Source organism: Tranquillimonas rosea, assembly GCF_900111315.1.
GTDB lineage: Bacteria > Pseudomonadota > Alphaproteobacteria > Rhodobacterales > Rhodobacteraceae > Tranquillimonas > Tranquillimonas rosea.
Window position 1 is genome coordinate 1 of sequence record NZ_FOGU01000017.1, and the last position, 25,685, is coordinate 25,685.

At 67.7% G+C, this 25,685-nt stretch carries 18 protein-coding genes; 8 read left to right on the forward strand and 10 right to left on the reverse strand.

What is annotated here, in order from left to right; all coding sequences use genetic code 11:
• Window positions 1-585, reverse strand: a 585-nt coding sequence (locus tag BMZ25_RS18845; protein ID WP_092694912.1) for a ribonuclease activity regulator RraA, incomplete at its 3' end; no start/stop codon positions are given.
• A gap of 344 nt (window positions 586-929) precedes the next feature.
• On the opposite strand from BMZ25_RS18845, the gene BMZ25_RS18850 reads away from it, so the two are divergent.
• The 3 genes from BMZ25_RS18850 to BMZ25_RS18860 all read left to right on the forward strand — a co-directional run bounded on the left by BMZ25_RS18850 (window position 930) and on the right by BMZ25_RS18860 (window position 3,998).
• Entirely contained in the window at window positions 930-2,000 is a 1,071-nt protein-coding gene (locus BMZ25_RS18850; RefSeq protein ID WP_092696198.1) for a DUF475 domain-containing protein, read from the forward strand.
• A gap of 330 nt (window positions 2,001-2,330) precedes the next feature.
• Complete coding sequence (locus BMZ25_RS18855; RefSeq protein WP_235859944.1) at window positions 2,331-3,137, forward strand: ATP-binding cassette domain-containing protein; 807 nt, start codon at window positions 2,331-2,333, stop codon at window positions 3,135-3,137.
• A 27-nt stretch (window positions 3,138-3,164) separates the two neighbouring features.
• Window positions 3,165-3,998, forward strand: coding sequence for an ABC transporter substrate-binding protein (locus tag BMZ25_RS18860; protein WP_092696199.1), 834 nt, complete (start codon window positions 3,165-3,167; stop codon window positions 3,996-3,998).
• 30 nt (window positions 3,999-4,028) lie between these two features.
• Here the strand turns inward: BMZ25_RS18860 and gmd are convergent, their stop codons facing one another.
• The 8 genes from gmd to BMZ25_RS18900 form a co-directional block, all read right to left on the reverse strand.
• A complete protein-coding gene (gene gmd, locus BMZ25_RS18865) occupies window positions 4,029-5,171 on the reverse strand; it encodes a GDP-mannose 4,6-dehydratase (RefSeq protein WP_235859945.1) in 1,143 nt (380 codons plus the stop codon).
• A gap of 77 nt (window positions 5,172-5,248) precedes the next feature.
• Entirely contained in the window at window positions 5,249-9,499 is a 4,251-nt protein-coding gene (locus BMZ25_RS18870; RefSeq protein ID WP_092696200.1) for a DUF4082 domain-containing protein, read from the reverse strand.
• A 35-nt stretch (window positions 9,500-9,534) separates the two neighbouring features.
• Window positions 9,535-10,776 carry a GTP-binding protein gene (locus BMZ25_RS18875; protein WP_092696201.1) on the reverse strand — a complete coding sequence of 414 codons (1,242 nt, stop codon included), beginning with the start codon at window positions 10,774-10,776 and terminating at the stop codon, window positions 9,535-9,537.
• Between the two features lie 11 nt (window positions 10,777-10,787).
• Entirely contained in the window at window positions 10,788-12,905 is a 2,118-nt protein-coding gene (locus tag BMZ25_RS18880) for a hypothetical protein (RefSeq protein ID WP_092696202.1), read from the reverse strand.
• A gap of 71 nt (window positions 12,906-12,976) precedes the next feature.
• Entirely contained in the window at window positions 12,977-13,861 is an 885-nt protein-coding gene (locus BMZ25_RS18885; protein ID WP_235859946.1) for a glycosyltransferase family 4 protein, read from the reverse strand.
• Between the two features lie 316 nt (window positions 13,862-14,177).
• Window positions 14,178-15,296: a glycosyltransferase family 4 protein gene (locus tag BMZ25_RS18890; RefSeq protein ID WP_092696204.1), complete on the reverse strand. Its 1,119-nt coding sequence runs from the start codon at window positions 15,294-15,296 to the stop codon at window positions 14,178-14,180.
• Window positions 15,293-16,246 (reverse strand): glycosyltransferase family 2 protein, encoded by a 954-nt coding sequence (locus BMZ25_RS18895; protein ID WP_092696205.1) that lies wholly within the window; start codon window positions 16,244-16,246, stop codon window positions 15,293-15,295. The genes BMZ25_RS18890 and BMZ25_RS18895 overlap by 4 nt, the downstream gene beginning before the upstream one ends.
• 57 nt (window positions 16,247-16,303) lie before the next feature.
• Entirely contained in the window at window positions 16,304-17,500 is a 1,197-nt protein-coding gene (locus BMZ25_RS18900) for a polysaccharide biosynthesis/export family protein (protein WP_092696206.1), read from the reverse strand.
• 277 nt (window positions 17,501-17,777) lie between these two features.
• Between BMZ25_RS18900 and BMZ25_RS18905 the strand changes: the two genes are divergently transcribed.
• From BMZ25_RS18905 to BMZ25_RS18930, 5 genes are all read left to right on the forward strand, one after another.
• Window positions 17,778-19,070: an O-antigen ligase family protein gene (locus BMZ25_RS18905; RefSeq protein WP_235859947.1), complete on the forward strand. Its 1,293-nt coding sequence runs from the start codon at window positions 17,778-17,780 to the stop codon at window positions 19,068-19,070.
• A 292-nt stretch (window positions 19,071-19,362) separates the two neighbouring features.
• On the forward strand, window positions 19,363-20,760 hold the full coding sequence (locus tag BMZ25_RS18910; RefSeq protein ID WP_092696208.1) for a sugar transferase: 1,398 nt from the start codon (window positions 19,363-19,365) through the stop codon (window positions 20,758-20,760).
• A 63-nt stretch (window positions 20,761-20,823) separates the two neighbouring features.
• Window positions 20,824-21,876 carry a UDP-glucuronic acid decarboxylase family protein gene (locus tag BMZ25_RS18915; RefSeq protein ID WP_092696209.1) on the forward strand — a complete coding sequence of 351 codons (1,053 nt, stop codon included), beginning with the start codon at window positions 20,824-20,826 and terminating at the stop codon, window positions 21,874-21,876.
• Window positions 21,873-23,069 carry a glycosyltransferase family 4 protein gene (locus BMZ25_RS20585; protein WP_177190542.1) on the forward strand — a complete coding sequence of 399 codons (1,197 nt, stop codon included), beginning with the start codon at window positions 21,873-21,875 and terminating at the stop codon, window positions 23,067-23,069. The genes BMZ25_RS18915 and BMZ25_RS20585 overlap by 4 nt, the downstream gene beginning before the upstream one ends.
• A gap of 50 nt (window positions 23,070-23,119) precedes the next feature.
• The gene (locus BMZ25_RS18930) at window positions 23,120-24,568 is read left to right on the forward strand and encodes an oligosaccharide flippase family protein (RefSeq protein ID WP_092696210.1); all 1,449 of its coding nucleotides are present in this window, start codon (window positions 23,120-23,122) and stop codon (window positions 24,566-24,568) included.
• Window positions 24,569-24,627: 59 nt separating this feature from the next.
• Here BMZ25_RS18930 and BMZ25_RS18935 read toward each other — a convergent pair whose 3' ends face one another.
• Window positions 24,628-25,425 (reverse strand): response regulator transcription factor, encoded by a 798-nt coding sequence (locus BMZ25_RS18935; RefSeq protein ID WP_092696211.1) that lies wholly within the window; start codon window positions 25,423-25,425, stop codon window positions 24,628-24,630.
• Window positions 25,426-25,685: the final 260 nt, after the last annotated feature.

Genomic DNA, 25,685 nt, shown 5'->3' on the forward strand with positions numbered 1-25,685 from the left:
CTCGGCGACCTCGTCGACGATGTCGCGCGGGATCACCATGACGCCGTCGCCGTCTCCGACCAGGATGTCGCCCGGCCAGACGGCCACGTCGCCGCAGCCGATCGGCACGTTGATGTCCAGCGCCTGGTGCAGGGTCAGGTTCGTCGGGGCCGAGGGCCGCTCGTGATAGGCGTGGATGTCGAGCGCGGCGATCTCGGGGCTGTCGCGGAAGCCGCCATCCGTCACCACCCCTTCCAGCCCGCGCACCACCAGGCGGGTCACCAGGATCGCACCCGCCGAGGCGGCGCGGGAGTCCTTGCGGCTGTCGAACACCATGACGGCGCCCGACGGCGCCTCTTCGACGGCCTTGCGCTGGGGGTGCTCGGGGTCGCGGAAGACCGCGATCTCGTTCAGGTCCTCGCGGGCCGGGATGTAGCGCAGCGTGTAGGCCGGGCCGACCATGTTCTCGTCGCGCTGCCGCAGCGGGTGGACGTTCTGGATGAACTGGTTCCGGAGCCCGCGCTTGAACAGCAGCGTCGCCAGGGTCGCCGTGCTGACGCCTTTCAGCTTCTGCCTGGTGGATTCACTGAAGTCCTGGGTCGTCATGCTTGCCTCCCTGTCGCTGCGACACGGGTTGAAGCACTAATGCATTAGCGTTATCGGTGTAAAGACCGAATGACCCCTTCAGCCGCTGGGGCGGCCCCCCGTAGGCGTCGAGGCGCCCCCGCAGGGTTGACGCGGCCGGCTGCAGGGGCTTTTCGGAAATCGCACCCGCGCTCTGCGGGCGCCCGTGGTGACCGGGCCCCTCTGGCGAGAGTTTTCGGCGCTCTCGTGATGTCGGCACCACCACGCAGTGAAGCCGATGGATCTCGACCTATGAGACTTCGATACATGCAAGGACCGGTTACGCCCGGACTCTCCGTTCCGTTCTGTGCCGGGAGGGCGGCGCCATGACGGACACGACACATTCCACCAAGACGGCGCTGAGCTACTTCACCGCCGCGTTCATCGTCACCGCGGTCGGGCTGGCCCTGGGTGGCTGGCTGGGCTGGCAGACATCCGATACGCTCGCCGGCGCGGCCTCGATCTTCTTCATCTGTTGCGTGCTGGCGATCCTCGAGATCTCGCTCTCGTTCGACAACGCGATCGTCAACGCGAACAAGCTCAAGGACATGGAGCCGCTCTGGCAGAGGCGCTTCCTGACCTGGGGCATCCTGATCGCCGTGTTCGGCATGCGCATCGTCTTTCCGGTGCTGATCGTCGTCGTCGCGGCGCAAGTCGGGCCGGTGCAGGCGGTCGTGCTCGCCGCCTCGAAGCCGGACGAATACGCCGCGATCATGCACGACGCGCATCTGCCCATCGCCGCCTTCGGCGGGACGTTCCTGATGATGGTCGCCTTCAACTTCTTCTTCGACCACGAGAAGGACATCCACTGGGTCCACGCGCTCGAGGTCTGGGCGGCGCGCTATGCGTCGGTGCAGGGCATCTCGATCGCCGTCGTCCTGGCGGTCGTGCTGTCCTTCGCCGCGTTCCTGCCCGAGGGCGAGGCCGCCGTGTTCGTCACCGCCGCCGTCTGGGGTTTGTTCACCTTCCTGCTGGTCGAGTTGCTGGGCGGCATCCTCGACAGCAAGGCTCAGGCGACGGCCGGGGCCGCGCGGGGCGGTCTCGGCGCGTTCTTGTATCTCGAGGTGCTCGACGCGTCGTTCTCGTTCGACGGGGTGATCGGGGCATTCGCGCTGACCAACAACCTGTTCATCATCGCAATCGGCCTGGGCATCGGCGCGATGTACGTGCGGTCGATGACGATCATGCTGGTCCACAAGGGCACGCTATCCGAGTATCGCTATCTCGAACACGGCGCGTTCTACGCCATCCTCGTGCTCGCGCTGATCATGTACGCGCAATCGCTGGTGCATATCTCGGAGATCATCACCGGCCTGATCGGCACGGCGATCATCGGCGTCGCCCTTCTCTCGTCGCTGCGCTGGAACAGGCGGGTCGAAGAGCGGCCCGCGACGTGACCTGAGCCCGGCAGCGGGGCTGGCGCACGGCCCCGCTTGCCCCTGACGCCCTTCTGTGTGTCAAGCCGTTGCCGCGCGAGATTGATCGATCTCCTTCTGCCGCGCTCGCATGATCCGTGTGCGGGGCAGGGTACGCGATCCCGTGTTTTCGCCGGCGCCCCGGCAGTTTCGGAAATTATGCAGTCATCCCACGGCGCACCGGCCGGTCGGTCGGCGATGCGCTGCGCCCGTTTGTGGATGATTTTCCTGCCAATTCCCAAAAGGCTTGTGTCCGGCACGTTTGCCTTCCTAGTATGCAGAATTATCTGCACAGTGCGGGCAGGGGAAATTATGCAGCATTTCGACAATAAGATGCTAGGCGATCAGGCGGCCGCCACGCCGGTGGCGGAGCGCGACGTCCCCGTGCGCCCGACATCCCCGACCACGGCGGGGCGGGATCTGCTGCCGCTCGAAGTGCGTGGCCTGACCCTGCGGCTTGGCGGCACGGTGCTGATCGACGGGCTCGACCTCGATCTCGGACCGCATGGCTGCACGATGATCATGGGGCCGAACGGTGCCGGGAAGAGCTTGCTGGTCAAGCTGCTGCACGGCCTGATTACACCGACCGCGGGGCGGATCAGTTGGAACGGCCGGGCGCCGATGGCGGCCGTCACCAGGCGGCAGGCGCTGGTTTTTCAAAAGCCGGTTCTGCTGCGCCGCTCGGTGGCCGCGAACCTGGATTTCGTGCTCAAGGTCCGGGGCGGCGACCGGGGACGACGCGAGGCGCTGCTGCGGCATGTGGGCCTCGGGGACAAGGCGCGCCAGCCGGCGCGACTGCTCTCTGGGGGCGAACAGCAGCGGCTTGCGCTCGCCCGTGCGCTGGCCACCGATCCCGAGATCCTGTTCCTCGACGAACCCACCGCGAGCCTCGATCCGGCCTCGGTGGTGAAGATCGAGGAGATCGTGCGCGACGCCCGCGCCGCTGGCACCCGCATCGTTTTTGTCACGCACGATGTCGGCCAGGCGCGCCGGCTCGCCGACGACGTGGTGTTCCTGCACCGCGGCCGCGTGGCCGAGCATGCGCCGGCCGGCCGTTTCTTCCGGACGCCGACCTGCCGGGCGGCGCGGGATTACATGGACGGCAGGATTGTCGTCTGACGATTTCACCGAAGGGAGAGCTTTTTCATGTTCACTAGACGGACGCTCGGGACGACGGCCATCGCTCTTGTCCTGCTGCCGGGCGCGGCACTTGCGCAGGACGACCAGTCGATCATCGTGCAGTCGACCACCTCGACGGCCAATTCCGGGCTCTACGATTACCTGCTGCCGATGTTCGAGGAGGAAAGCGGCATCAAGGTGAATGTCGTGGCCGTGGGCACGGGCCAGGCGATCCAGAACGCCCGCAATTGCGACGGTGACCTGCTGTTGGTGCATGCCAAGCCCGCCGAAGAGCAGTTCGTCTCGGACGGCATGGGCACCGAGCGCACCGACCTGATGTACAACGACTTCGTCATCGTCGGCCCCGCGGACGATCCGGCCGGGGTCTCGGGGATGTCCGACGCCCAGGAGGCGCTGTCGCAGATCGCCTCGGAAGAGGCGACCTTCGCCTCGCGCGGGGACGATTCCGGGACCCACAAGAAAGAGATGTCGCTGTGGGAGGGCACCGACGTGACCCCGACCGACGCCTCTGGCGAATGGTACCGCGAGGCCGGATCGGGGATGGGCGCGACCCTGAACACCGGCATCGGCATGGGCGCCTACGTGATGACCGACCGCGCCACGTGGATCAGCTTCGAGAACAAGCAGGATTACGAGATCCTCGTGGAGGGCGACGAGGATCTCTACAACCAGTACGGCGTCATACCGGTGAACCCCGAGGAATGCCCCTCGGTCAATATCGACGGGGCCCAGGCGTTTGCCGACTGGCTGCTGTCGGACGCGGGCCAGCAGGCGATCGCAGAGTATGAGGTCGACGGGCAGCAGTTGTTCTTCCCGAACGCCCCCGGCTTCGAGGGGTGAGAGACGGGGGCGGCGCGTGCCGCCCCACGTCTAGCCGGCGGCTTCCAGAGACAGCGGCACCGCGTAGCCATGCTGCTTCAGCAACGCATGGCGGCGGGCGGTGTGCAGGTCTTCGGCGACCATCTCGGCGCACATCTCCTGCGCCGTGATCTCGGGCTCCCAGCCGAGCCGGGCCTTGGCCTTGGCGGGGTCGCCCAGCAGGGTCTCGACCTCGGCGGGGCGGAAGTATTTCGGGTCGACCCGCATCACCACGTCGCCGGGGTTCAGGGCAGGGGCGCTGTCGCCCTCGACCTTCGACACGCGGGCGATCTCCGAGACGCCGTTCCCCTCGAAGGTCAGTGTCACGCCCAGCTCGGCCGCCGACCACGTGATGAACTCGCGGACGGAATACTGCTTGCCGGTGGCGATGACGAAATCCTCGGGCGCCTCCTGCTGCAGCATCATCCACTGCATCCGGACATAATCCTTGGCGTGGCCCCAGTCCCGCAGCGCATCGATGTTGCCCATGTAAAGGCAGTCCTCGAGTCCCTGGGCGATGTTCGCAAGCCCGCGGGTGATCTTGCGGGTCACGAAGGTCTCTCCGCGGCGCGGGCTCTCGTGATTGAAGAGGATGCCATTGCAGGCATACATCCCGTAGGCCTCGCGATAGTTCACCGCGATCCAGTAGGCGTACATCTTGGCCACGGCATATGGGCTGCGCGGGTGGAACGGCGTGGTCTCGGTCTGCGGCACCTCCTGGACGAGGCCGTAGAGCTCGGACGTCGAGGCCTGGTAGAAGCGCGTGGTCTTCTCCAGCCCGAGAAACCGGATCGCCTCCAGCATCCGCAGCGTGCCCATGGCATCGACATCGGCGGTATATTCCGGGCTCTCGAAGCTGACGGCGACATGGGACTGCGCGCCGAGATTGTAGACCTCGTCGGGCCGCACCTCCGACAGAATTCGCGTGAGGTTCGAGCTGTCCGTCAGGTCGCCGTAATGCAGGTGCAGCTGCGGGTTCCGCTCATGCGGATCCTCGTAGATGTGGTCGATCCGCTGGGTGTTGAACGACGACGCCCGGCGCTTGATGCCGTGCACCTCGTAGCCCTTCTCCAGCAGGAACTCGGCAAGATACGAGCCGTCCTGACCCGTGATGCCGGTGATGAGCGCGCGTTTGGTTCCAATATGTGCGGCCACGTCGAAATGCCTTCCCAGAATGATCCCGGCCCGGAACGGGGCGGTCCCGCCGGCAGGGGGCAGCCCTGCCGGTGGGGTCAAAGCGAAACGTCAAAATCTGACAGTGATTGCATCGTCGTGCCAAGCGCGCTGTCCAACGCGCTGAGCATCTGCACGTCGTCTTCCAGCGGTTCGACCATGACATCGACCCAGTAGTTCGTGGCGTTGTAGCTCCCCGTCGGGAAAAGACCGGGGCCACTGGCGTTGAACACCCCGTTCCCGGCCCCGCCGGTGCTGGCCGGTGCACTGAGCATGCCGTCGTCGCTTGTCCAGGCAGAGGTGAAGAACGAACTGCTGTACGTGTAGTTCTGCTCGGTCCCGTACGATGCGATGTAGCTCGACCCTGCGTCGATCTCGACCGCCGTGGCCAAGGTGCCTGTCTGCCAGCCGACCTGGCCGGGTGTCGAGACGACCTCGACATTGCCCAGGTTGGTCCCGGCTGCGTCCCACAGGTTCAGCGTCCGCGTGTCGGTGTCGCCGGCATCCGCGGTGCCACGGTAGTAGCGCAGACTGGTGAGCAGGCCGTCCTCGGCCGCGACGAACCTGACGCCCAGCTCGTAATCCGTCGGGTCGCTGGTCGCGGTCTGCTCCGGGGTGTCGGCACTCGAGAACAGGCTCCAGGCCGCGCCCGAGGGCTCGTTGACGATGTCGGTGACCGAGATCGTCAGGTTCGCCGTGACGGCCGGGTTGGTGCCGTCCGAGACCGAGATGCCGACCTCGTAGATGTTGTCGGCGTCGGCATCGGCGGGCGCCTCGAAATCCGGCGCGTCGATAAAGGTGAGCAGGCCGGTCTCGGGGTCGAGGATGAACTGTCCCGCGTCCGCTCCGCCGGTGACGGCGAAGATCAAGTCGTCGCCGTCGGGGTCGATCGCCGCAATGTTGGCCGCGACCGTCTGGTTCTCGGCCGCGTTGAAGCTGTTTGAACCTATGACCGGCGGGTCGTTCACCTCGGGCTGGGCGGCGAAGGTCACGTCGACCCAGTAGTTCGACGCCTGATACGAGGCCGTCGGATACCCGCCGGTCGAGTTCGCGGAGAAGACGCCGTTGCCCGCGCCGCCCGCGCTGGCCGGGGCCTCGATCCCGCCGCCGGCTGAGGTCTGGGCGGTGGTGAAGTAGTTCTGCGTCACGGCATAGTTCTGGGTCGTGCCGTAGGAGACGGTGAAGGTCTCTCCAGCCGAGACGTTGATCGGCGTCGACAGGGCTGCACTCTGCCAGCCGGTCTCTCCCTGGCCCGAGCTGACCACCGCCGAGGCGATGACGGCGCCCGAGACGTCCCACAGGTGCAGCGTCCGCGTGTCCACGTCACCGGCATCCGCCGCGCCGCGATAGTAGCGCAGGCTGGTGATCGCGCCCGAACTGGTCGTGGTGAAGCGGGTGCCGAGCTCGTAGTCGGTCGCATCGTTCGTGACGATCTGGCCGGGCGTGTCGGCGGGCGCGAACAGCGTCGAGAGCAGCTGGCCGCTCTCGTCGGCGGTGTCCGTGACCGTCACCGTGATCGCCTGCTGGACCGGCGGGTCGACGATGTCGGTCGCGCTGACGATCAACTCGTAGACGTTGTCGCCGTCGCTGTCGGCGGGCGCCTCGAAATCCGGCGGAAACTCGAAATTGAGCGCGCCCGTGCTGGCATCGATCGAGAACAGCGCGGCATCGGCCCCGCCGGCGATCGTGTAGTAGATCGTGTTCGACTCGGGGTCCGTCGCGGTGACCGTGCCCGCAAGGACCGCATTCTCTGACACCGTGAACGTGGACGGCGACGTGATCGTCGGGGCGGTGTTGTCGGTCGCGGCCGGCGCGAAGGTCACGTCGACCCAGTAGTTCGAGGCCTGGAAGCTGCCGGTGGGCATCACGTCGCCCGTGCCGGTGACAAAGACGCCGTTGTTCTGTCCGGGCGCGTTGAGGATACCGTAGGGGTCGGTATAGGGATCGGCGAAGAACGCTTGCGTGGCGACGTAATTGTCGAGCGTCTCGTAGGCGACGATGTATTGCTGTCCCGGCATCAGGGTGACGGGCGTTGCCAGCGCGGCGGTCTGCCAGCCGGTTTCGTTGGGGGCGGAGGTGAAGGTCACGGTCGCCAGCAGCGTGCCGTCGGCGTTCCACAACCGCCCCGTCCGGACGTCGGTGTCGGTGGCGTCGTCCGCGCCGCGGTAGTAGCGCAGTTCGGTCACGTCGCCCAGTTGCGTCGGGGTGAACGTCGTGCCCAGCTGGATCGCGTCGCTGCCGCTGTAGGCGGAGCCGTCGAACTCGGTCCAGGGCGAGAAGAGGCTGACGAACTCCGGCTCGTCCGGCTCGGTCACATCGACGGTACCGCCATCCAGGGCCCCGGTCGCCGGCATGTTCAGGCTGTCGTCGATCGCCCGTACACGGATGTCGAGGGGGCCCTCGTCGAAAGGCAGGAACGAATACGACCAGGTCGTGGTACCCGTCGCGAGCTTCCACGTCGCGCCGCCGTCGAGCGAGACCTCGACCGCCGCGACGAGGCCGTCGTCGGTGGCCGCGTTGCCGTCGTCGTCGGTGGCTGTGCCGGTCAGCGTCACCGCCTGCAGCGCCGGCAGCGTGCCGGGCAGGGCGTCGAACGTGGCCGTCGCGGCGAAGGTGTCGGTCGAGGCGGTCGCACGGACAAGGTTCTGCGAGGCGAGCACTGCATCCGCCACGCCGGGCTGGATGCCCATGTCGGCGAACATGTTGACGACGAACTGCTGCAGGTCGGTGTTCTCGATCTGGGCGTCGTAGGGTTCGCCGTCGTGCTCATCGCTAAGTGCCCATGTCCAGAAGACGGTGCCGGCGCCGAACACCAGCGCCCCGCTTTCGGCGCGATAGAGCGACAGGTTGTGCGTCGCGACGCCGGGTTCGGTGACATTGCCGACATCGGTCAGGATCCGGCTCCACGGGATCGTGGTCTCGGACAGGTGGATGAGGCCGGCCGGACGCAGATCGTCATCGGGCGAGGTGTTCCATTCGTAGCCCAGGATGCCGGGCGAGAGGTCCAGTGCGCCGCCGTTGGCGATGCTGGTGTCGCGCCAGACGCGCAGCGGCGCGAACTCGGCGGGGATGTCCAGCGCGCCGCCGAACTCGCCGGTCGCGTCGGGTCCGAAGAGTTGTCCGGTCAGGGCGTTCTCGGCGCAGTTGCAGGTATGTGGCTGACCGGAGAGCAAGTGATCGTCATATCCCACCCCGGCAAGCGGGTTGCCCTCGAAGCGGGTATCGCGCCAGGTGCCCGTCCAGATGTCGGCAGGGTCGAGGTTGGGATAGTCGTCTGGACCTGCGGCCGGGTCGAGCGTTGCCCAGGTTTCCTTGTAGCAGACGAGGGTGCGGTATTCGACGCCGTCGACGATGCTCGTCTCCCAGCGTGTTTTCCAGTAGATGTCGTTGCCGCCCCAGAATAGCAGGTTGGTTCCCGCGTCGCGCGCGGTTTCGACGTTCAGGCGTTGGTCGCCGGACCAGTATTCGTCGTGGCCCACCGAGATGAAGGCGTCGTACTTGCTGATGTAGTCCCCGCCCAGACGGTCGGTGTCGAGGCCGGACATGTAGGACACGTCGTAGCCGTTCTGCTCGAGCCAGTGGATCGCCGCGTAGTCGGCTCCGAAAAGATAATCCTGGGCGCCGGCGGCGGGGCCGCCCTGCTGTCCCTCGATGCCGCGGGTGATCAGCGGCCGGTTGTAGCTGACCGCATAGGCCCGGTCCTGCGCGAAAAAGCCGGCGCCGGGAATGTCGGGGTGGTCGATTGTTCCGCTGGCGTCGCCGTAGAAGTTCGCACCGATCTCGCCATTGTTGCCGAACCAGCCGTTATAGGCGTGCCACGTGGTGTCCGATGTCTGCAGGACGATGTCGGAGTCCCGATCGTCCTCGCGGATGATGAAGGGCAGCTGGTTGACCGCCCCGTCGATCGGGTTGCCGTCCGCGTCGAGCCGCTGTAGCCGGGCGAGGTAGACGCCCGAGACCGCGTCGGCCGGGGTCTGCCAGCTGTCGGTGATGCTCCAGTTGCCGGCGTCGACCAGACCGCGCGAGGCGTCGTAGGCTGCGTCGGGCTGCACCACGGCGTCGGTGTTGGTCCACTCGGCGACCTTCCGGGCACCGGCGCCGCCGTAATACCCCATCCGGAAGACCTCGACGAGATAGTCGCTTCCGGCGTCGCCGTTGACGTTGACCTTGAAGTCGATCTGCTCGCCCGCGTTCACACTGATGTCGGTCGCGAAGCCCTCGATCTGGGTGGTGTGCTCAACATCCCAATAGGAACTCGACATGACCCCGTCGGTGCGGGCATTTTCGATGACGATCGCGTTGTCGGGCATGGCTGAAATTCCGCTCTAGAAATACTGTTTCAATGTCATCCTGCCGCGGCGCCGGAGGGCGCCGGGATCGGGCTTCGATTGGGCGGCAGGCTCGGCATGCGCGGGCCGGTCGCTGTCGTGTCATCGACGAGGCAGGCGTCGAGCGCCGCGGTGATCGCCTCGGGGTTCATGTGCTCGTTGCCGATGAAGACGAGCTCCTGCCGCCGGTCGCCGTAGGGCGACTGCCAGTGTTTGGCGATGCGCTCGACGGCCGCGGTATCGTCCGGCCATTGCGATCGCGGCATGGCGGCCCACCATCGCCCGGCGGGCTTGATCTCGGTCAGGCGTCCGGCCAGCCCGAATTCGAGAACCGCGTCGGGCTTGCCGCGGACCCAGAAATGCCCCTTGGACCGCAGGACTCCGGCCATCAGGCATGGTGCGCCGCCGGTCAGGACGTGGCGGATGCGGCCCCAGTCGAAGGGACGGCGGGCGCGGTAGCAGAACGAGCGGATGCCGTATTCCTCGGTCTCGGGAACGTGGTCGGCGAAGTCGTGCAACTCCTTGAACCACATCGGGTGGCTGCGGGCGCGGGCGGGGCTGAACAGGCCGGTATCGAAGATCTCGGCCGGCGCCACCTCGCCGAAATCGCACTCGATGAGCCGTGCTTCGGGATTGAGCGCGCGCAGGATACGGCGTGCCTCCGCGGTGCGCGCAGCGCCGGCCGTCCCGACCTTGTTCAGCACGAGGATGTCGGCGAACTCGACCTGGTCGACCAGCAACTCGACGATCGTGCGCGTGTCGCCCTCGTCGCGCACCTCGCCGCGGTCCTTCAGCAGGGCGCGACTGTCGAAATCGGCCAGCAGGTTCGCCGCGTCCACGACGGTGACCATGGCGTCGAGCCGCGCCACCTCGGCCAGGCTCTCGCCCTCGGTGCCGCAGAACTCGAACGTCGCCGCGACGGGCAGGGGTTCGGAGATGCCTGTTGATTCGATGAGCAGGTAGTCGAAGCGCCCGGCCTCGGCCAGACGCCGCACCTCGACCAGCAGGTCGTCGCGGAGCGTGCAGCAGATGCAGCCGTTCGACAGCTCGACGAGGGTTTCCTCGGTCTTGCTCAGGTTCGCTCCGCCGGAGCGGACGAGATCGGCGTCCACGTTCACCTCGGACATGTCGTTGACGATGACCGCCACGCGCATGCCCTCGCGGTTGTTCAGAAGCCGGTTCAGCAGGGTCGTCTTGCCCGCGCCCAGAAAGCCCGAGAGCACGGTGGTCGGCAGGCGGTGATCGTTGGTGTCCTTCATGGCTCCCTCCGTCAGGCTGTCTGATGCGTGTTGTGGGACGAGGTTTCTGCGGTGAGTGTCAGGCGGTCGGAAAAGCCGTACTGGCGGTGACGCCGGGTGTTCACGTCGACGATCAGCGAGGCGACCGGGCCGACGCCGGCCTTGCCGACGAGGCCGGCGATCAGCTCGACCAGGTGCCGGGTCGTGTGGCCCCACCGCAGGGTGAGGATCGTCCGTTCGGCCACCTTGGCGATCTGCATCGTTGCGGCGCGATGCAGCGGCGGGCCCCGGTAGACCGTCACGCAGCCGATGCTGTCGGCGTGGGCCTGCAATTCGCGCAGGGCCCGTCCGAACGCCGCGCCGCGCGGCGTGTCCGACCGCAGGGTCAGTCGGGCCAGACCGGTTTCGGGATCGCGCTGGATGTCGTGGCAGAAGGGCCGCTGACGCGCGGGACCGACCAGGGCTTGCTGCCGCTGCTCCTCCAGCCGCGCATCGACCAGCAGCACGCGGTGCCCCTCGGCCAGAAGCTCCATCCCCAACCACTCGGCCACGTCGCCCTGGTGGCCGCCGGTTTCGGCCGGAGAGACGAGGATCGAGGATGGCAGCCGCTCCTGGTTGTCACATTCCAGCATGAACAGCGCCTCTCGCAGACGCTCGGTCAGCGGAGTCTCGATACGCTCGCGGATGGTTTGCGGCAGCAACTGGCGCTCGCGGCGCGAGGGCGCGGGCAGCAGGCCGATGGGACGCAGCAGGTCGAGATGGCCCAGTTGCTCGTGGCTGCGGATGCTCTTGTCTCGCAACTCGATCAGGGCCCCGACGGTCAGCGCCAGTGCAAGGCCGGCCAGGGCCGCCGCCATGAGATAGCTCCTGCGGCTGGTGCCCGACGGCCGCACCGGGACCGTCGCCGGGGCCAGAACATCGAGCGAGACCGGCGAGACGAGACGCTCTGCCATGAGGTTCTGATAGCGGTATTCCAGCAGCGAGAGCGCATCCTCCTGCGCGCGCACCGTGTCGCGCATCCGGTCGAGTTCGGGACCGGCGCGGCGCTGCTCGGACAGCTCGTCGCGCAGGGTCGCCATCTGGGAGAGGATCGCCGTCTCCTCGGCTTCCAGCGCCGTGTCGCGCAGTTCGAGCGACCGTCCGTAGACGGCAAGCTCGTCCGAGAGCTCGGCACGGATGGTCTCGATCCGGTTCTTGCGGAACACCACGCCGCTGTAGTTCTCTCCGTAGGTGCCCGAGATGGTCTCGAGCTCGCGCTCTTCCTGCTGAAGTTCTCGCCGCAGCCCCTGCAGCGCCGGCGGCTCGTTCAGGGCCGGCGTCGCGAGGTCGGCCTTGGCGGCATCGACAGAGGCGAGCGCGGCGGAGAGGTCGAAACGTTCCTGCGCCAGCTCCGAGCGGCGGACGGTCAGGACGCCCAGCCGATCGGCGTTCTCCGTGTCGGCTCCAGACGTGTCGACGCCGACCTCGCTGCGGAAGGCTTCGATCGCGGCGCGACCGTCCGCCACGCGCTGCCGCTCGGCCCTGATCCGCTGATCCAGCCAGGCCGCCGCGGTGTCGATCTCGCTCTGCCAAACCGCGTCGCTGCGCTCGAGATAGAGTTCGGCGACCGCGTTCGGGACGGCGGCGGCCAGTTTCGGGTCGAGCGACACGAAGCCGATGGTCAGGACGTTGAAGTTGCCGGGCCGGTCGACGACAAGCGCGTTGCGGTACTCGCGCAGGACGCGTTGCGCGGTGCTGTCGGTGGCGTCGTCCGCCTCGGTCGCCGGTGCGGCGGCCGGTGGCAGGATCGCTGCACGGGCCCGCGCGATCATCAGTGCGAGGGGGCGCTTCTCGCGCAGGTCGGGATTGAACTCGGGCCGCTCGTCGAGATCGAACCGCTCGATCACCGAGGTGGAAATCTCGCGCGACAGGAGACGCTCGATCTCGATCGCCACGTCCAGTTCCTCGACGCGCTCGTAGCCGTCGCCGGCCATCTCGGTCACGCGGGTCGGCGACATCAGCACGCGGGTCTCGGCGTAATAGGTCTTCTTCAAGGACAGGATGGGCGGCAGCGCTGCGACGCAGACGGCGAGCGTGATCAGCACGATGATCAAGAATTGACGCCGGATCGCGCGGAACGCCGTGGTCCATGCGAAGTCGGACTCGTTCATGTGCTGGGCCTCCGGGGCCGACAGCCCGAGATTGGCGACCTTCGGGGATGTTCTGATGTTCAACGGAGCAGTCACGCCGACCTCAACACGTTTACTGGCACGTCATCGGTGCCCGATTGCAGCGCCTCGAGCCGGCGCACATAGCCGTCGATCCCGAACTGCTCGACGAACAGCTTGCGCGCCTCGGCCCCCAGGGCGGCACGGCGGGCCGGGTCGGCGACGAGGTCGGCCAGCGCGCGGGCGAGGGCCGGGGGATCGCCGGGCGGAATCAGGAGACAGTGGCGGTCGTGCTCGAGGATTTCGGGATGGGCGCCGACGGGGGTCGTGACCACGGCAAGGCCGTGGGCGAGCCCTTCGAGGACGGCCATCGCGAAGCCTTCGGCATGGGACGGCAGGACGAGGATGTCGGCCGAGGTGCACAGGGCGCGGGTCTCCGGCTCGCCCAGCCAGCCGGGCAGGGCCACGCGGTCGGTCAGGCCGTGCGCGGCGATGCGGTCGCGGTAGCTTTCGACGTCGCCGCCGCCCGCGAGCGTCGCGCGCCAGCTCAGCGCAGCCATTTCGGGCGAGGCCAGAGCCTCGATCAGTTCGGGCACGCCCTTTCTGGGGCCAAGCTGCCCGAGGAACACGATATGTGGTGTCTCGTGCGCGGGCCGGAGGCGCGCGCCGGGGTCGGGCACGCAGTTCCGCAGGACCTCGATCCGGTCGGCGGGAACCCCGAAGGCGGCGATCGTGTCGCGGTCGCGGTGCCCGAGGACGAGCACCGTCTCGGCGCCGCGAAAGAGCGTGCGGATCGCCCGTTTCTGCCAGTCGGGACGGCGGGAATAGTCCGCAGCATAGTCGTAGTCGTGCAGGTGCAACATGTAGCGCGCGCCGCTCAGTCGGGCTGCACCGCCGAGAAGCAGCTTGCGCGCCGTGCTGCCGCGACCCGCGACATGCAGCTGATGCAGAGTATGCACAGAGCGTATTCTATCCGTGCACAGACCTGCCATACACTTGGCCAGACACAGGGGGGAGCCCAGCAGGCTCAGCCGGGGGCCGCGGGTGTCGCGAACCGTGTGGCGGAGGCTCTTGCCGGGGGCGTCCAGCACGTATCCCACGAGACGCCCGATCCCGCCGCCATGCTCGCGTCCGCCAGCCACGTAGTGCCGTACCGAAGTTACTCTGGAAATGGATGCGGACATCCGAAGCGCCCTCAAAAAACAAAAATATGCACGGTCCATAACGGCGGCTGCGGGGGCCACGAACAAGCTGCCCCCCCGCGCAAGCGCGGTATCAATTTGGGGGCGTGACATGGCTTGGCACCGCTAATTGGCGGTAAAGCGCGGTCGCGGATTGTCCGATGGTGGTAGGTGCGTTGGCGCCGTCCGACCACGCGCGGGCATTGGCGGCGAGCCGGGCGCGGGTGTCGGGATCCGCGGCGAGCTCGGCCATGGCTTCGGCCAACAGGTCCGGCCGACCCGGCGGCACGATGCGGCCCAGCCCGTTCGGCTCGATCGTGGCGCGCAGCTCGCCCACGTCGGTCGCCAGGATCGGCTTGCCGAAGGTCGTGGCGAGGTGCAGCACGCCGCTCTGCGATGCCTCGTCATAGGGAAGCACCACCAGATCGGCGTCGGTGAAGAGCTGGGCGGCGACCGCGTCCTCGATGAAGCCGTGGCGGATGTCGTAGCGCGCGCGGTCGCCCATCAGGTGCCTGTAATCGTCGGGGTTGTCGCCGCGCCCGGCGATGACGATGCGCAGGTTCGGGATCCGGTCGCCGAGACAGGCCTCGGCCCGCAGCAGGGTCGAGAGGCCCTTGTAGGCGAAGATCCGGCCGAACAGCAGGACGACGAACGCGTCCGGTGCCGAGATGCGGGACAGACCCAGCCGGGTCGCGAGCTGCGCGTAGCGGGCGATGCCGGGGTGCTGAAAGACGTGAACGTGTCCTTCGGACTTGCGGAACACCTGCTCGGCCGCCGATTTCAGGCCGGCGCCGTGCACGACAAGATGCGACGATTGCCGGGCCATCAGGCGCGAGCTCCAAGCCGGCAGGCGGGCCGTCTCGCGGTCGCCGGGATGAAGCGCCACGTCGTGCACGGTCGTCACTACCGGAATGTCGCCCCAGAACGGCACGGCGGCGTTGAGCCAGACGGTCGTGTTGCTGAGCAGGTGGATCACGTCGGGCTGGACGTCGCGGACGCGCCGGGTCAGCTGCCAGAGAAAGGCGATGTTCAGCAGGCTGCGGGTGCGCGGCCAGTCGATCAGCATGAGCGTGACCCGCGGGTCGATCCATTCGCGCAGGTGGTCGTAGCGCTGGCGCGGAAGGATCGCGATGACCTCGGCGTGGGGCGCGAGGCCGTTCGCCCAGGCGATCGTGTAATCGACCGGTTCGGAAGAGATCAGAAGGATTTTCATGTCGCGTCACGCGTCTGGGGGCTGTCCGGCACCGGATGCCGGAGACCGGATACAAGGCGCTGGGTCTCGCGCAGCCGGCGCAGCGGGTTCGGTTCGCCCGGCGTGGTCAGCGCCAGCCAGAGCAGTCGCGGCAGGCCGGGATGCCCCTCGTGCCCGAGCCTCAGGGCGGCCGCCTGGTAGTCGAGGTGATCGGTGACGCGAAGGCGGCCGCTTCGCCCGCGCTCGGCAAGGAAGGCGTTCGTGACATCGGCGGTGGCCGCCCAGTGCGCCATGCGGCGCGCGAGCATCTGGCGGTCGTCCTGCTGGCGGAACCAGGTGTTGTTGTGGATGCGGTAGAAGCCGAGCGCCTCGGGCAGGGCGACCACTTCGGTCACGAACGGCACCACACCCGTCAGCCAGGCATCGGCGGAGATTCGGAACCGGTCGGGGATCGCCCCGGCGTCGTCCCACGCGCTGCGGCGGACCGACAGCGACGAGGTCATCGGATAGGGCCAGCGCCCACCGCTGCGCACAAGGCGCCGCGACAGATCCCCGGAGCAGAGCGATCGAGGGATGGCGCGGAACGCCGGCGTGCCGTCCGACAGCGACGGCTGCAGGCGGTGATACACCAGCCCGGCGCGCGGGGCCTGCCGAAAGGCCGAGACGACGGCGGACAGCTTGTCGGGCGCCCACCAGTCGTCGGCGTCGAGAAAGGCGACGAGCGGCGCGGTGGAGGCCGCGACGCCCGCGTTGATAGCGCTGGCCTGGCCGCCGTTCGGCTTGAGCACCGGGCGGATCCGGTCGCCGTAGCCGGCGATCACCGCGTGGGAGTCGTCGGTCGAGCCGTCGTCGACCACGACGATCTCGGCCCGCACGTCGCGCTGGGCCAGCGCGGTGTCGATCGCGCGCGGCAGGAAGGAGCCGTAATTGTAGTTGTTGATCACGACGCTGATGTCGGGGGCTCGAGGCATGAATACGGTCCGGAAAAATGGCTTGTAAGAAAAAGTCCTTTGGGGGGCCGAGCGGACTCAGCCGCGCAGATCGGTGTCGAGTACCACCTCCAGCACGTCCCCGGGCTGAAGCGGCGCATCCATCACGAGCTCGGTGGTCCCGGTCCGCTCGGCCGCGCCGCGGTGGAGCGTGATCCGCGGCTCGGGCGGCGCAAGGCGCGTGTCCTCGGTCAGCGCCAGGCCGGTGTTCAGCATCTGCGCCCGGAGCCCCTGCATCGAGGCTTCGAGTTCGACCTTGGCACGCCGGGCCTCGAGAAGCTCTTCGCGCAGGTCGATGCGCGTGCGCGTCTTGGTGTCCTCGATCTCGTAGCGGGCGGTCTCCTTCGCCTGCCGGGCGCGGGCGGCGAAGGCGCGGTTCTCGAGCAGGTCGCGGTTGAGCTGCGAGCTCTCGCGCAGCATCTCCTGCAGGCGCGGCCGCGGCATCAGCCCGCGTTCGACGAGGGTGCGCGCGTTGTCGATCTCTTCGGACTGGTTCTGCGCCTCGGATTGCTGGAGGTCCGCCTGCTGTTCCAGGATGTCGAGCTCCAGGTCGAGCAGGTCGAGCACCGCGCTCAGGTGGCCCGATACCGCGTCGTCCCGTCCCAGGCGTTCCCGCAGGATCGCACCCTCGGTCTCGAGGATGGTGGCGACCGTCGCCTCGGAGACACCCGTCGCCGCCGGGGCGGTCTCGATCGTCTCGTCGCCCGAGAGTTCGGTCTCGAGCCGGGCAACGCGGGCCTCGACCTGGGCGAGGTGATAGGCGGTCGCGCGGCTTCGCGCGATGACCTGGACGATGTCCTCGGGCGCGGCGGCCCGTTCTTCGGCCTTCAGGCTGAGCCCGCCGGCCGAGATGATCGCCTGCCGCGGGGTCAGGCCGGGAACGAAGGCGATGGCGCCGGGCTGCGCCACCGCTCCGCCGACATAGACGGGGCGGTAGGCGGCGATCTCGACCAGCACCTTGGGGGCCTTCAGGAGGTCGCGCTCCACCAGGGCCGTCTCGATCTGGGCGCGGATGGCGTCGACCTCCTTGCCGGCGACCTGCAGGCTGCCGAGCCCGGGCATCATGATCCGACCGTCGAGATCCACGTTCGCCTCGCGCGAGAAGTCCTCGGCGTCGGTCACCTCGATGCGGAGCACGTCGCCGCGTTCGACCGGGGCGGCCCCTGCGAAGAGGGGCCACGCGACGGCCATGAGTACGGCGACAAGGCGGAGCGTCATCTTGGCGAGAGGCGTCATGGGGCAATCCGGCACAGGGCAGAAAACGGCACGGCCGGATGCCGCGCCTTCCGTTCGCCGGGCAGGTTAGGGCAGGGCCGGCGGGGCTGGGAACGGCTCCAAGCGGGCGGATCGGGGCGATGCGGATCGGCTATTCGGCGGGGGCGGCGGGGCAGGTTTATCCGAAAGGAGGAGCGCGCGCGCTCATCCGACAGGTTCCGGTTCCGCGCCCGCGCGGGTCCAATCCCTGCAGGCTTCCGATGGTGCCGGAGGCGGTACCAGAGCGAAGGCCCCCAGCGTGACCCAGTCCCCCCCCGAGTCCCGAGAAGCCGCGTTGCGCCTTGCGGAATGGATCGGCGTCGGCCTGGCGCTGTTCCTGCTGTCCGGCGCGATCTTTCCGCTGCGGGCGATGGGCGCCGACAACGTGCTGGACGAGGCCGAGCGCGCGGGCCTGCGCATCCTGCAACTGCCGGTCTATCTTCTGACGCTCGCGCTGGCGGCGCGCCATTCTTCGCAGGTCTTCGTGGCGGTGGTCCGCAACCTGCCGATGGCGGCCCTGCTGGCGCTGTGCGTCGCGTCGGTGTTCTGGTCGGTCAGTGGGTCGATCACGGGCCGGCGTGTGATCGCGCTGCTGATGACGATGCTCTTGGCCTACGTCATCGCCATCCGCTTCACGCCGAGGCAGCAATTGCTGCTGTTCGGCGGCGTACTGGGCCTCTGCACCGGGCTGAGCCTGGCCGCCGGTGCGGTGATGCCGGGCACGGCCTATGCGCCGGGCGACGGTGCGCTGCGCGGCGTGTTCTTGCACAAGAACGTCGTCGGCTGGACCGGCATCTTTACCTTCGTGCTGGGGATCGCCGGCATCCACGACCACGCGCGAAAGGTGCGTCGGGCCAGTTGGGTGCTGGCGGTGATGGGGTTGGTCGGCGTCCTGGCCTCGACCTCGGTGACGAGCCTGTTCGGCGCGACGGTCGGGGCGGGGCTGCTGGTCGTCGTCAAGAGCATCATGCGCCACCGGGGCTTTCGGCGCATGGTGCTGACGCTGATCCTTCTGGAATTGGCAGCGGTTCTGCTGATCGCGCTGTCGCTGTATCTCGTCCCGCTTCTGGACGCGCTCGGCAAGGATTCGACGCTCACGGGGCGTGTGCCCCTGTGGGAAACAGTCGATACAAAGATCGCCGCGCGGCCTGTGCTGGGCTATGGCTATGGCGCGTTCTGGACTGACGGAAATCTCGCGGCCTGGGAGATCTGGTCGCAGCTCCAGTGGAAGGCGCCCCACGCCCACAACGGCTATCGCGACCTGCTGCTGAACTTCGGCGTCATCGGGGTGGGGGTGTTCTATGTCGTCATCGCGAAGGCGGTGCGGCAGGGCATCGCGCTGTGCACCCGCGATCCGTCCGGGGGATGGCTGTGGCCGATGCTGGCCATCGGCGTGACGCTGGTGCTGAACCTGTCCGAGACGACCTTCCTGGTGCAGAACGATCTGCTGTGGCTGCTCTGTGCCACGGGCATCCTCAGCATCTCGTTCCGCCACGGCGCGGAGACGGTCGAGCGGCCGCGCCACGTGCGGGTCGCGGCCGCCGCCGCCTGATCCGGCCCTTGTCCGGCGGAGTGAATTGCCGCCCGAAAGGAGAGGCCGATCACCCTTAGGATGATCCACTCGGCGGCGCGGTACGGCGAAGGATACGGCCAATTGCCGCCGCAGCGCCCCTTTGGTCAGGTTCCGCGATACCGGCTGCCTACCTACGATGCCCTCGATGCGCGGTGAACTCGGAAACCGGGGGCGCGGTCGCTCGATGATTTCTTCGGTTCCGATTCAATTACTTAAAACACTGAACTCATTTTATGAATGACGGCAGGCCCACGGGCCGGGACAGGTTCTGATGACCATTACGTCGCTTCAGCTTTCGTCCGAGGAAAGCGATTTCTACGGAATACCGGTGCCTCTCGACGGGACGGTTCCGTCGGGTATCGGGGCGGCCGGCATGGCACGCCGGGCCGTGGCGACCGGGGCGCTGGTGCTAGCCGATGCCGGCGCGTTCGCCGTCGTCGGGCTGCTGCTGGCGCCGGGGCTGCTGGCCTCGTCCGCCGTGATCGTGCCCGTCCTTGCCTTTGCCGGGGCGGTCCAGATCGGAATGAAGGCGGCGAGCGGCCTTTATCCGGGCATCGGCCATCATCCCGAAGCCGTGCTGCGGCGGGCCGTGGCCGCCTGGGCCGGCGCGCTCGTCATCGCCGCGGGCGGTGCCGTGATGTTGACCGGGGCGACCCCGGCGCAGGTGGCGCTTCTGGCGGTGCTGTTCGCGGCGGTCGGCCTGCTGCAGATCGCGGCGGGGTGGCTGGTGCGGTTCGTCCTTCGCAGGACCGGGCTTGGCGGCATGCAGGTGCGCCTGTTCGGCACGCCCGAGCGGGTCGAGGCGCTGAGCGAGTTCCTGAACGCCCAGCCGGGCTACGGGCTGACGCCGACGCGCGATCCCGGTCGGGCCGAGGCTGCCCTTTGGGCCGGCAACGCGCTGCCCGAGCCCGCCACGCTGGAGCTTCTGCGCCGGCAATTCGCCGAGGTGCTGCTGGTGTCCGACCTGCCGAAGGCGCGGCTTTCGGGCGTGACGCCCGTGCAGCATGGCGGCACGCTGGGACTGCGCCTGTCGGGGCACACGCGGCGCGGGACCGTTTCGGCGGCGAAACGGGCGGTCGACCTTGCCGTCACGGTGCCGGCGATGATGGTCGCGGCGCCGGTCCTGCTGGTCTTCGCGGCGGCGATCAAGATCGTCGATCCGGGGCCGGCCTTCTACGTGCAGATGCGCGAGGGCCTGGGCGGCCGCCGGATCGGCGTGCTCAAGCTGCGGACGATGTACCGCGACGCGGACCGGATGCTCGAGGACCTGCTGGCCCGCGATCCCGACGCCCGCAAGGAGTGGGAGACCCATTACAAGCTGCGGAACGATCCGCGCATCCTGCCCGTGGTCGGCCGTGTGCTGAGGGCGTCGAGCCTGGACGAGCTGCCGCAGCTCTTCAACATCCTGCGGGGCGACATGACGCTGGTGGGGCCTCGGCCGTTTCCGGAGTATCACCTTGCCGCGATGCGTCCCGAGTTCCGGGCCCGCCGCGCCTCGGTCGTGCCCGGCCTGACGGGACTGTGGCAGATCTCGGACCGCAGCGCTGCCGACGTGGCGCAGCAGGAGCAGCTCGACGGCTACTATATCGACAACCGGTCGTTCTGGTTCGACCTCTCCATCATTCTCCGGACCTTCGCCGCCGTGATCGGCCGCAAGGGCGCCTATTGATTTTTCCATTCCCCGGCTCCGCGCGGCGGCGCCCTTGAAGAAATAGTTAGAAAGGACAGGGATATGCACGATTCCAAGCGAATCCTGGTCACCGGCGGCTCTGGCTTTCTCGGCTCGTTCCTGTGCGAGAGCCTTCTGGCGGATGGCCACGACGTTCTGTGCGTCGACAACTTTCAGACCGGCGCACGTCGCAACGTGCTGCACTTGGTGGACAACCCGCGCTTCGAGCTGATGCGTCACGACGTGACCATGCCGCTCTATGTCGAGGTCGACGAGATCTGGAACCTCGCATGCCCGGCCTCGCCCATCCATTACCAGACCGACCCGGTCCAGACTGTGAAGACAAGTGTGATGGGTGCGATCAACATGCTGGGCCTCGCCAAGCGGATGAAGGCGAAGATCTTCCAGGCGTCGACGAGCGAGGTCTACGGCGATCCGCTGGTGCATCCGCAGCCCGAAGGCTACTGGGGCAACGTCAACCCGAACGGGCCACGCTCGTGCTATGACGAGGGCAAGCGGTGTGCCGAGACGCTGTTCTTCGATTATCACCGCCAGTGCGGCGTGAATATCCGCGTCGCGCGCATCTTCAACACCTACGGTCCGCGGATGAATCCCAGCGACGGTCGAGTGGTGTCGAACTTCATCGTGCAGGCGCTGAAGGGCGAGCCGGTGACGCTGTACGGCGACGGGTTGCAGACCCGCTCGTTCTGCTTCGTCGAAGACCTGATCCGCGGCTTCCGCCTGCTGATGGACGCGCCCGACGGGGCCGAGATGCCGATCAACCTCGGCAATCCGGGCGAGTTCACGATGCGCGAGCTGGCCGAGATGGTGATCGAGCTGACAGGCTCGGGGTCGCCGCTCGTCTACAGGCCGCTGCCGAAGGATGACCCGCTGCAGCGCAAGCCCGACATCACCCGCGCCACAGAGGTGCTGGGATGGGCGCCGCGCGTGCAGCTGCGCGAGGGGCTGGGCCACACGATCGCGTATTTCGACAGCCTGCTGTCGACGCCCGCGACGGTGCCGCTGGTCGGCGCGCCGAGCCTGAACCGGACGCCGGTGTCCACGCCGCTCGCCGCGCAGGAGGTCTCGCGTCGGGGCAACGGAGCGCACGTGTGAAGCTTCTCGTCTTCGCCCACCGGCTCGAGCTCGGCGGGACCCAGATCAACGCGATCGACCTCGCCGCCTTCCTCCGGGACAGGCGCGGGGTCGACGTGACGGTGCACGCCACAGAGGGGCCGGCGCTGGAGTTGCTTCGGGCCCGGGGCCTGCCGTTCATCCCGGCGCCCGACGTGCGCCTGCATCCCTCGCCGGCGCGGATCAGGGCGTTGCGCGACACGGTGTGCCGGGTGCGTCCCGACATCATCCAGGCGTGGGATTGGTGGCAGGGGCTCGAAGCCTATTGCGGCGTGCATCTGCCCGAGGGCGTGCCGCTGGTCATCACCGACATGATGATGCACCTGACCCGAGCGATGCCCCGTGGCGTGCCCACGACCTTCGGGTTCGAGGGTCTGCGCCGGCAGGCCGAGGCCGCGGGCTGGAGCCGCACGGCGCTGCTGCCTCCGCCGGTGGACACCGAGGCCAACGCGCCGGGGGCCTCGGACGGCGCTGCACTGCGCCGCCGCCTAAATGTCGGGGGGGATGCGGTGCTGCTGGTGTCGGTGTCGCGGCTGTCGGAATACATGAAGTCCGAGAGCATCAAGCGCACCATCGAGGTCGTGCGCGAGCTCGGGGACACCCTGCCGCTGACGTATCTCATCGTCGGGGACGGGGCGGCGATGCCGCGCATCCGCGAGACAGCCGGTCGGGCGAATGCCGCTCTGGGGCGCGAGGCAATCAGCCTGGCCGGTGCGATGACGGATCCGCGCCCCGCCTACGCGGCGGCGGATATCGTGCTGGGCATGGGCGGTTCGTCCCTGCGCGGTCTCGCCTTCGGCAAGCCGGTCGTGGTGACAGGCGAGGCGGGCTTCGCGCGGCTGTTCTCGCCCGAGACGGCGGAGGGGTTCATCGAGACGGGCATGTTCGGACACGGGGCCGGCGGGGCAGACAATGCGGCACTGTCCGGGCCGATCCGCGCGCTTGCGCGGTCGCCGGACCTGCGGACGGCGCTGGGTGCGTTCGGGCGCGAGTTCGTCGTTGCCAATCACGGGATCGAGGTTGTCGGCGATACGCTGCTGCGCGTGTGCCGCGCGGCCGTCGGGTATCGCCCCGGCCGGGTCGCTCTGACCGCCGATGCCGCGCGGACGGCCTATTTCTATTTGCGCGAGCGTCGCTTCCGGGTGGCGTCGCGCGATGCCGTGGAGCGGGGGTGACGTGATGCGCCGCGCCGCGCTTGTCCTTATCGCGTTCAGGGGTGCCTGACATGGTGCGTCGTTCCTTGGTTGCCGCCTTTGCCGACAAGACCGTGGGGCTGATCCTGTCGCTGGTGATGATGGCGGCGGTGTCCCGTCTGCTGACCCCAGCCGAGGTCGGCCTTTTCATGGTGGCCAGCAGCCTGGTCCTGCTGATCGAGGCGTTTCGCGATTTCGGCGTCGCGGCGTTCCTGATCCGCGAGCCGGAGTTGACGCCGGACTTGGTGCGCGGCGCGGTCACGCTGATCGGGGTGCTTTCGCTGACGCTGGGGCTGTGCGTCTATTTCGGGGCGGACCTTCTTGCGCAGGTCTACGGCGAGCCCGATCTCGGCGCGCTGATGCGGATCGCGGCGTTCGCGTTCCTCTTCGCGCCGATCAGCAATCCGCTCCTCGCGCTGTTGCGACGCGACATGCAGTTCGGCATCGTCGCGCGGATCAGCATTGCGGCGGTGGCGGTGAACACCGCCGTGACGATCGCCCTGGCGGCCCTGGGCTTCGGTCCCTTCAGCCTCGTCTGGGGCGCGGTGGCCGCGGCGGTGGTGACGGCGATCGGGTCTGCGGTGGCGCGACCCGAGTGGTGGATCTTCCGGCCCACGGTGCGACACTGGCGCCAGATTGCGCCGTTCGGGGCGTGGTCCAGTGTCGTGACGCTTCTGGGGATGCTCTACGATGCGATGCCGCGCCTGATCATCGCGCGCATCCTCGGCTTTACCGCGGTCGGTCTGTTCTCTCGCGCGATCTCGCTGACGCAGCTGCCCGACCGGCTGCTTCTCAGCGCGGTGCAGCCTGTCGTCCTGCCGGCGTTCTCGGTCCGGGTTCGTGAGAGGCAGAGCCTGACCGAACCTTACCTTCTGGGCCTGTCCATGATCTCGGCGCTGCAATGGCCGGCGCTTCTGTGCCTTGCGCTGCTGGCCGATCCGATCGTGCGGGTGATGCTGGGGCAGCAATGGCTCGAGGTGGTGCCGCTGGTCCGGATCGTGGCGCTGGCGGCGTTCACGCTGTTCCCGATCTACCTGGCCTATCCGGTCCTGGTCGCCCTGGGGCGGATGCGGGAGATGGCTCTCGTCAGCTTGATCGCTCTGCCCCTGTCGGGCGGCGTGATCCTGGTGGCGGCGCAGTACGGGCTGACGGTGCTGGCGTGGAGCATGTTCCTGGCGAACGCGCTGCAGATCGGCGTGATGCTGGTTATCGTGCATCGCCGCGTGGAGTTCGCCTGGGGAGCTTTCGGCGCGCTCGTGCTGCGCAGCCTGGCGGTGGCGCTGGGGGCGGGGCTGGTGCCGGCGGTGATCGTCCTCGTCTTCGGCTCGGTGCTGAGCGTGCCCGAGACGGTCGGGGCCGTCCTGGGGGCCGCCCTGGGTTGGTACGGGGCGCTGGTTCTTGTCGCCCATCCGCTAGCCGTCGAGGTGACGCGCGCGGCCGAGGCACTGGGAGCCTGGCGGGCGCGGGCAAGGGCGGCCTGAAAACGGCCAAGGCGCGCGATGGTGCCCGCGCGCCCCGGTCGTCGCAGCCCGAAAAGCGGTCAGGAGCCCGACCGCACTTCGATGGAAGTGTTGCCCTGGGCCAACTCGTTGAGCTTGTAGGCCGCCTGGGTGCGGTTCGTCGCCTTCAGCTTGCGCATGATGTTGCGGATGTGAACCTTGACGGTGCTTTCACAGAGGTCGAGTTCGTAGGCGATGGTCTTGTTCGCAGCGCCGCGCTGCAGGGCGCGGGCGACGGCGAGTTGCCGTTCGGTGAAGTAGCGTTCCAGGCCGCATTTCTGCGAGGCCGCCGCCGGCTGAAGCGTCATCGCCTTGCGCAGCACCTCGACGCTCTTCCGCGAGATCACGACGCTCTTGGACGAGGAGAGGCGCATCGCCTCGATCAGGTCCTCGAGACCGACGCTTGGCGGGATGTAGCTGGCTGCGCCGCACTCGAGCGCGTCGAAGAACGCCGAGGGTTCCTCGCTCTTGGCCATGATGATGACCTTGCGGTTCCCCGCCCGGTGGATGAACCCGCGCACCGCCTCTTTCGTCTCGTAATCGGAAATCGACCGATCGCCGAGGTTGTAGAGCACGATCTCGTTGGGGTTCTGTTCCGTCGCATGGGCTTCCCATTCCGAACCCGAATCGAAGCTGCGAATTTCGGCGCGCGGAAAGAGATGGCGCAGGGAGGCGATGACACATTCCCGTTCCAGGGAGGGCGCGGAAATGAGATTCACGATAGATGGAAGGGGTGGCCTTTCCAGATCAATAAGATGATCTTCGTTAAGCCTTTGGGAGTAGATAGAAGGTCGTTCGTATTGTTCGAAAGACCTGGAATTCTCGGAGAATTTGGTCATCTTACCTAACCCAAGCATTATATTTTGTCGTTAAAGTAGTGTCCGCGGCGCGAAAGTTGGCCGGAGGCAATTCAGATGATGTAAGAAATGATCCTCCATGATCTTTGTTCTATCTTGTGTTTCCTGAGATGCATGGCATGCGGCGCGTCCCTCGAATTCGTTCTCTTGGGCCATGCACGGCATGTTTGAACACCCGTATAGCGAGAATAGCATAAGCCACAAAGGCGGTGTTAACTTTTGCGTATGATCGGGGGGGGCGT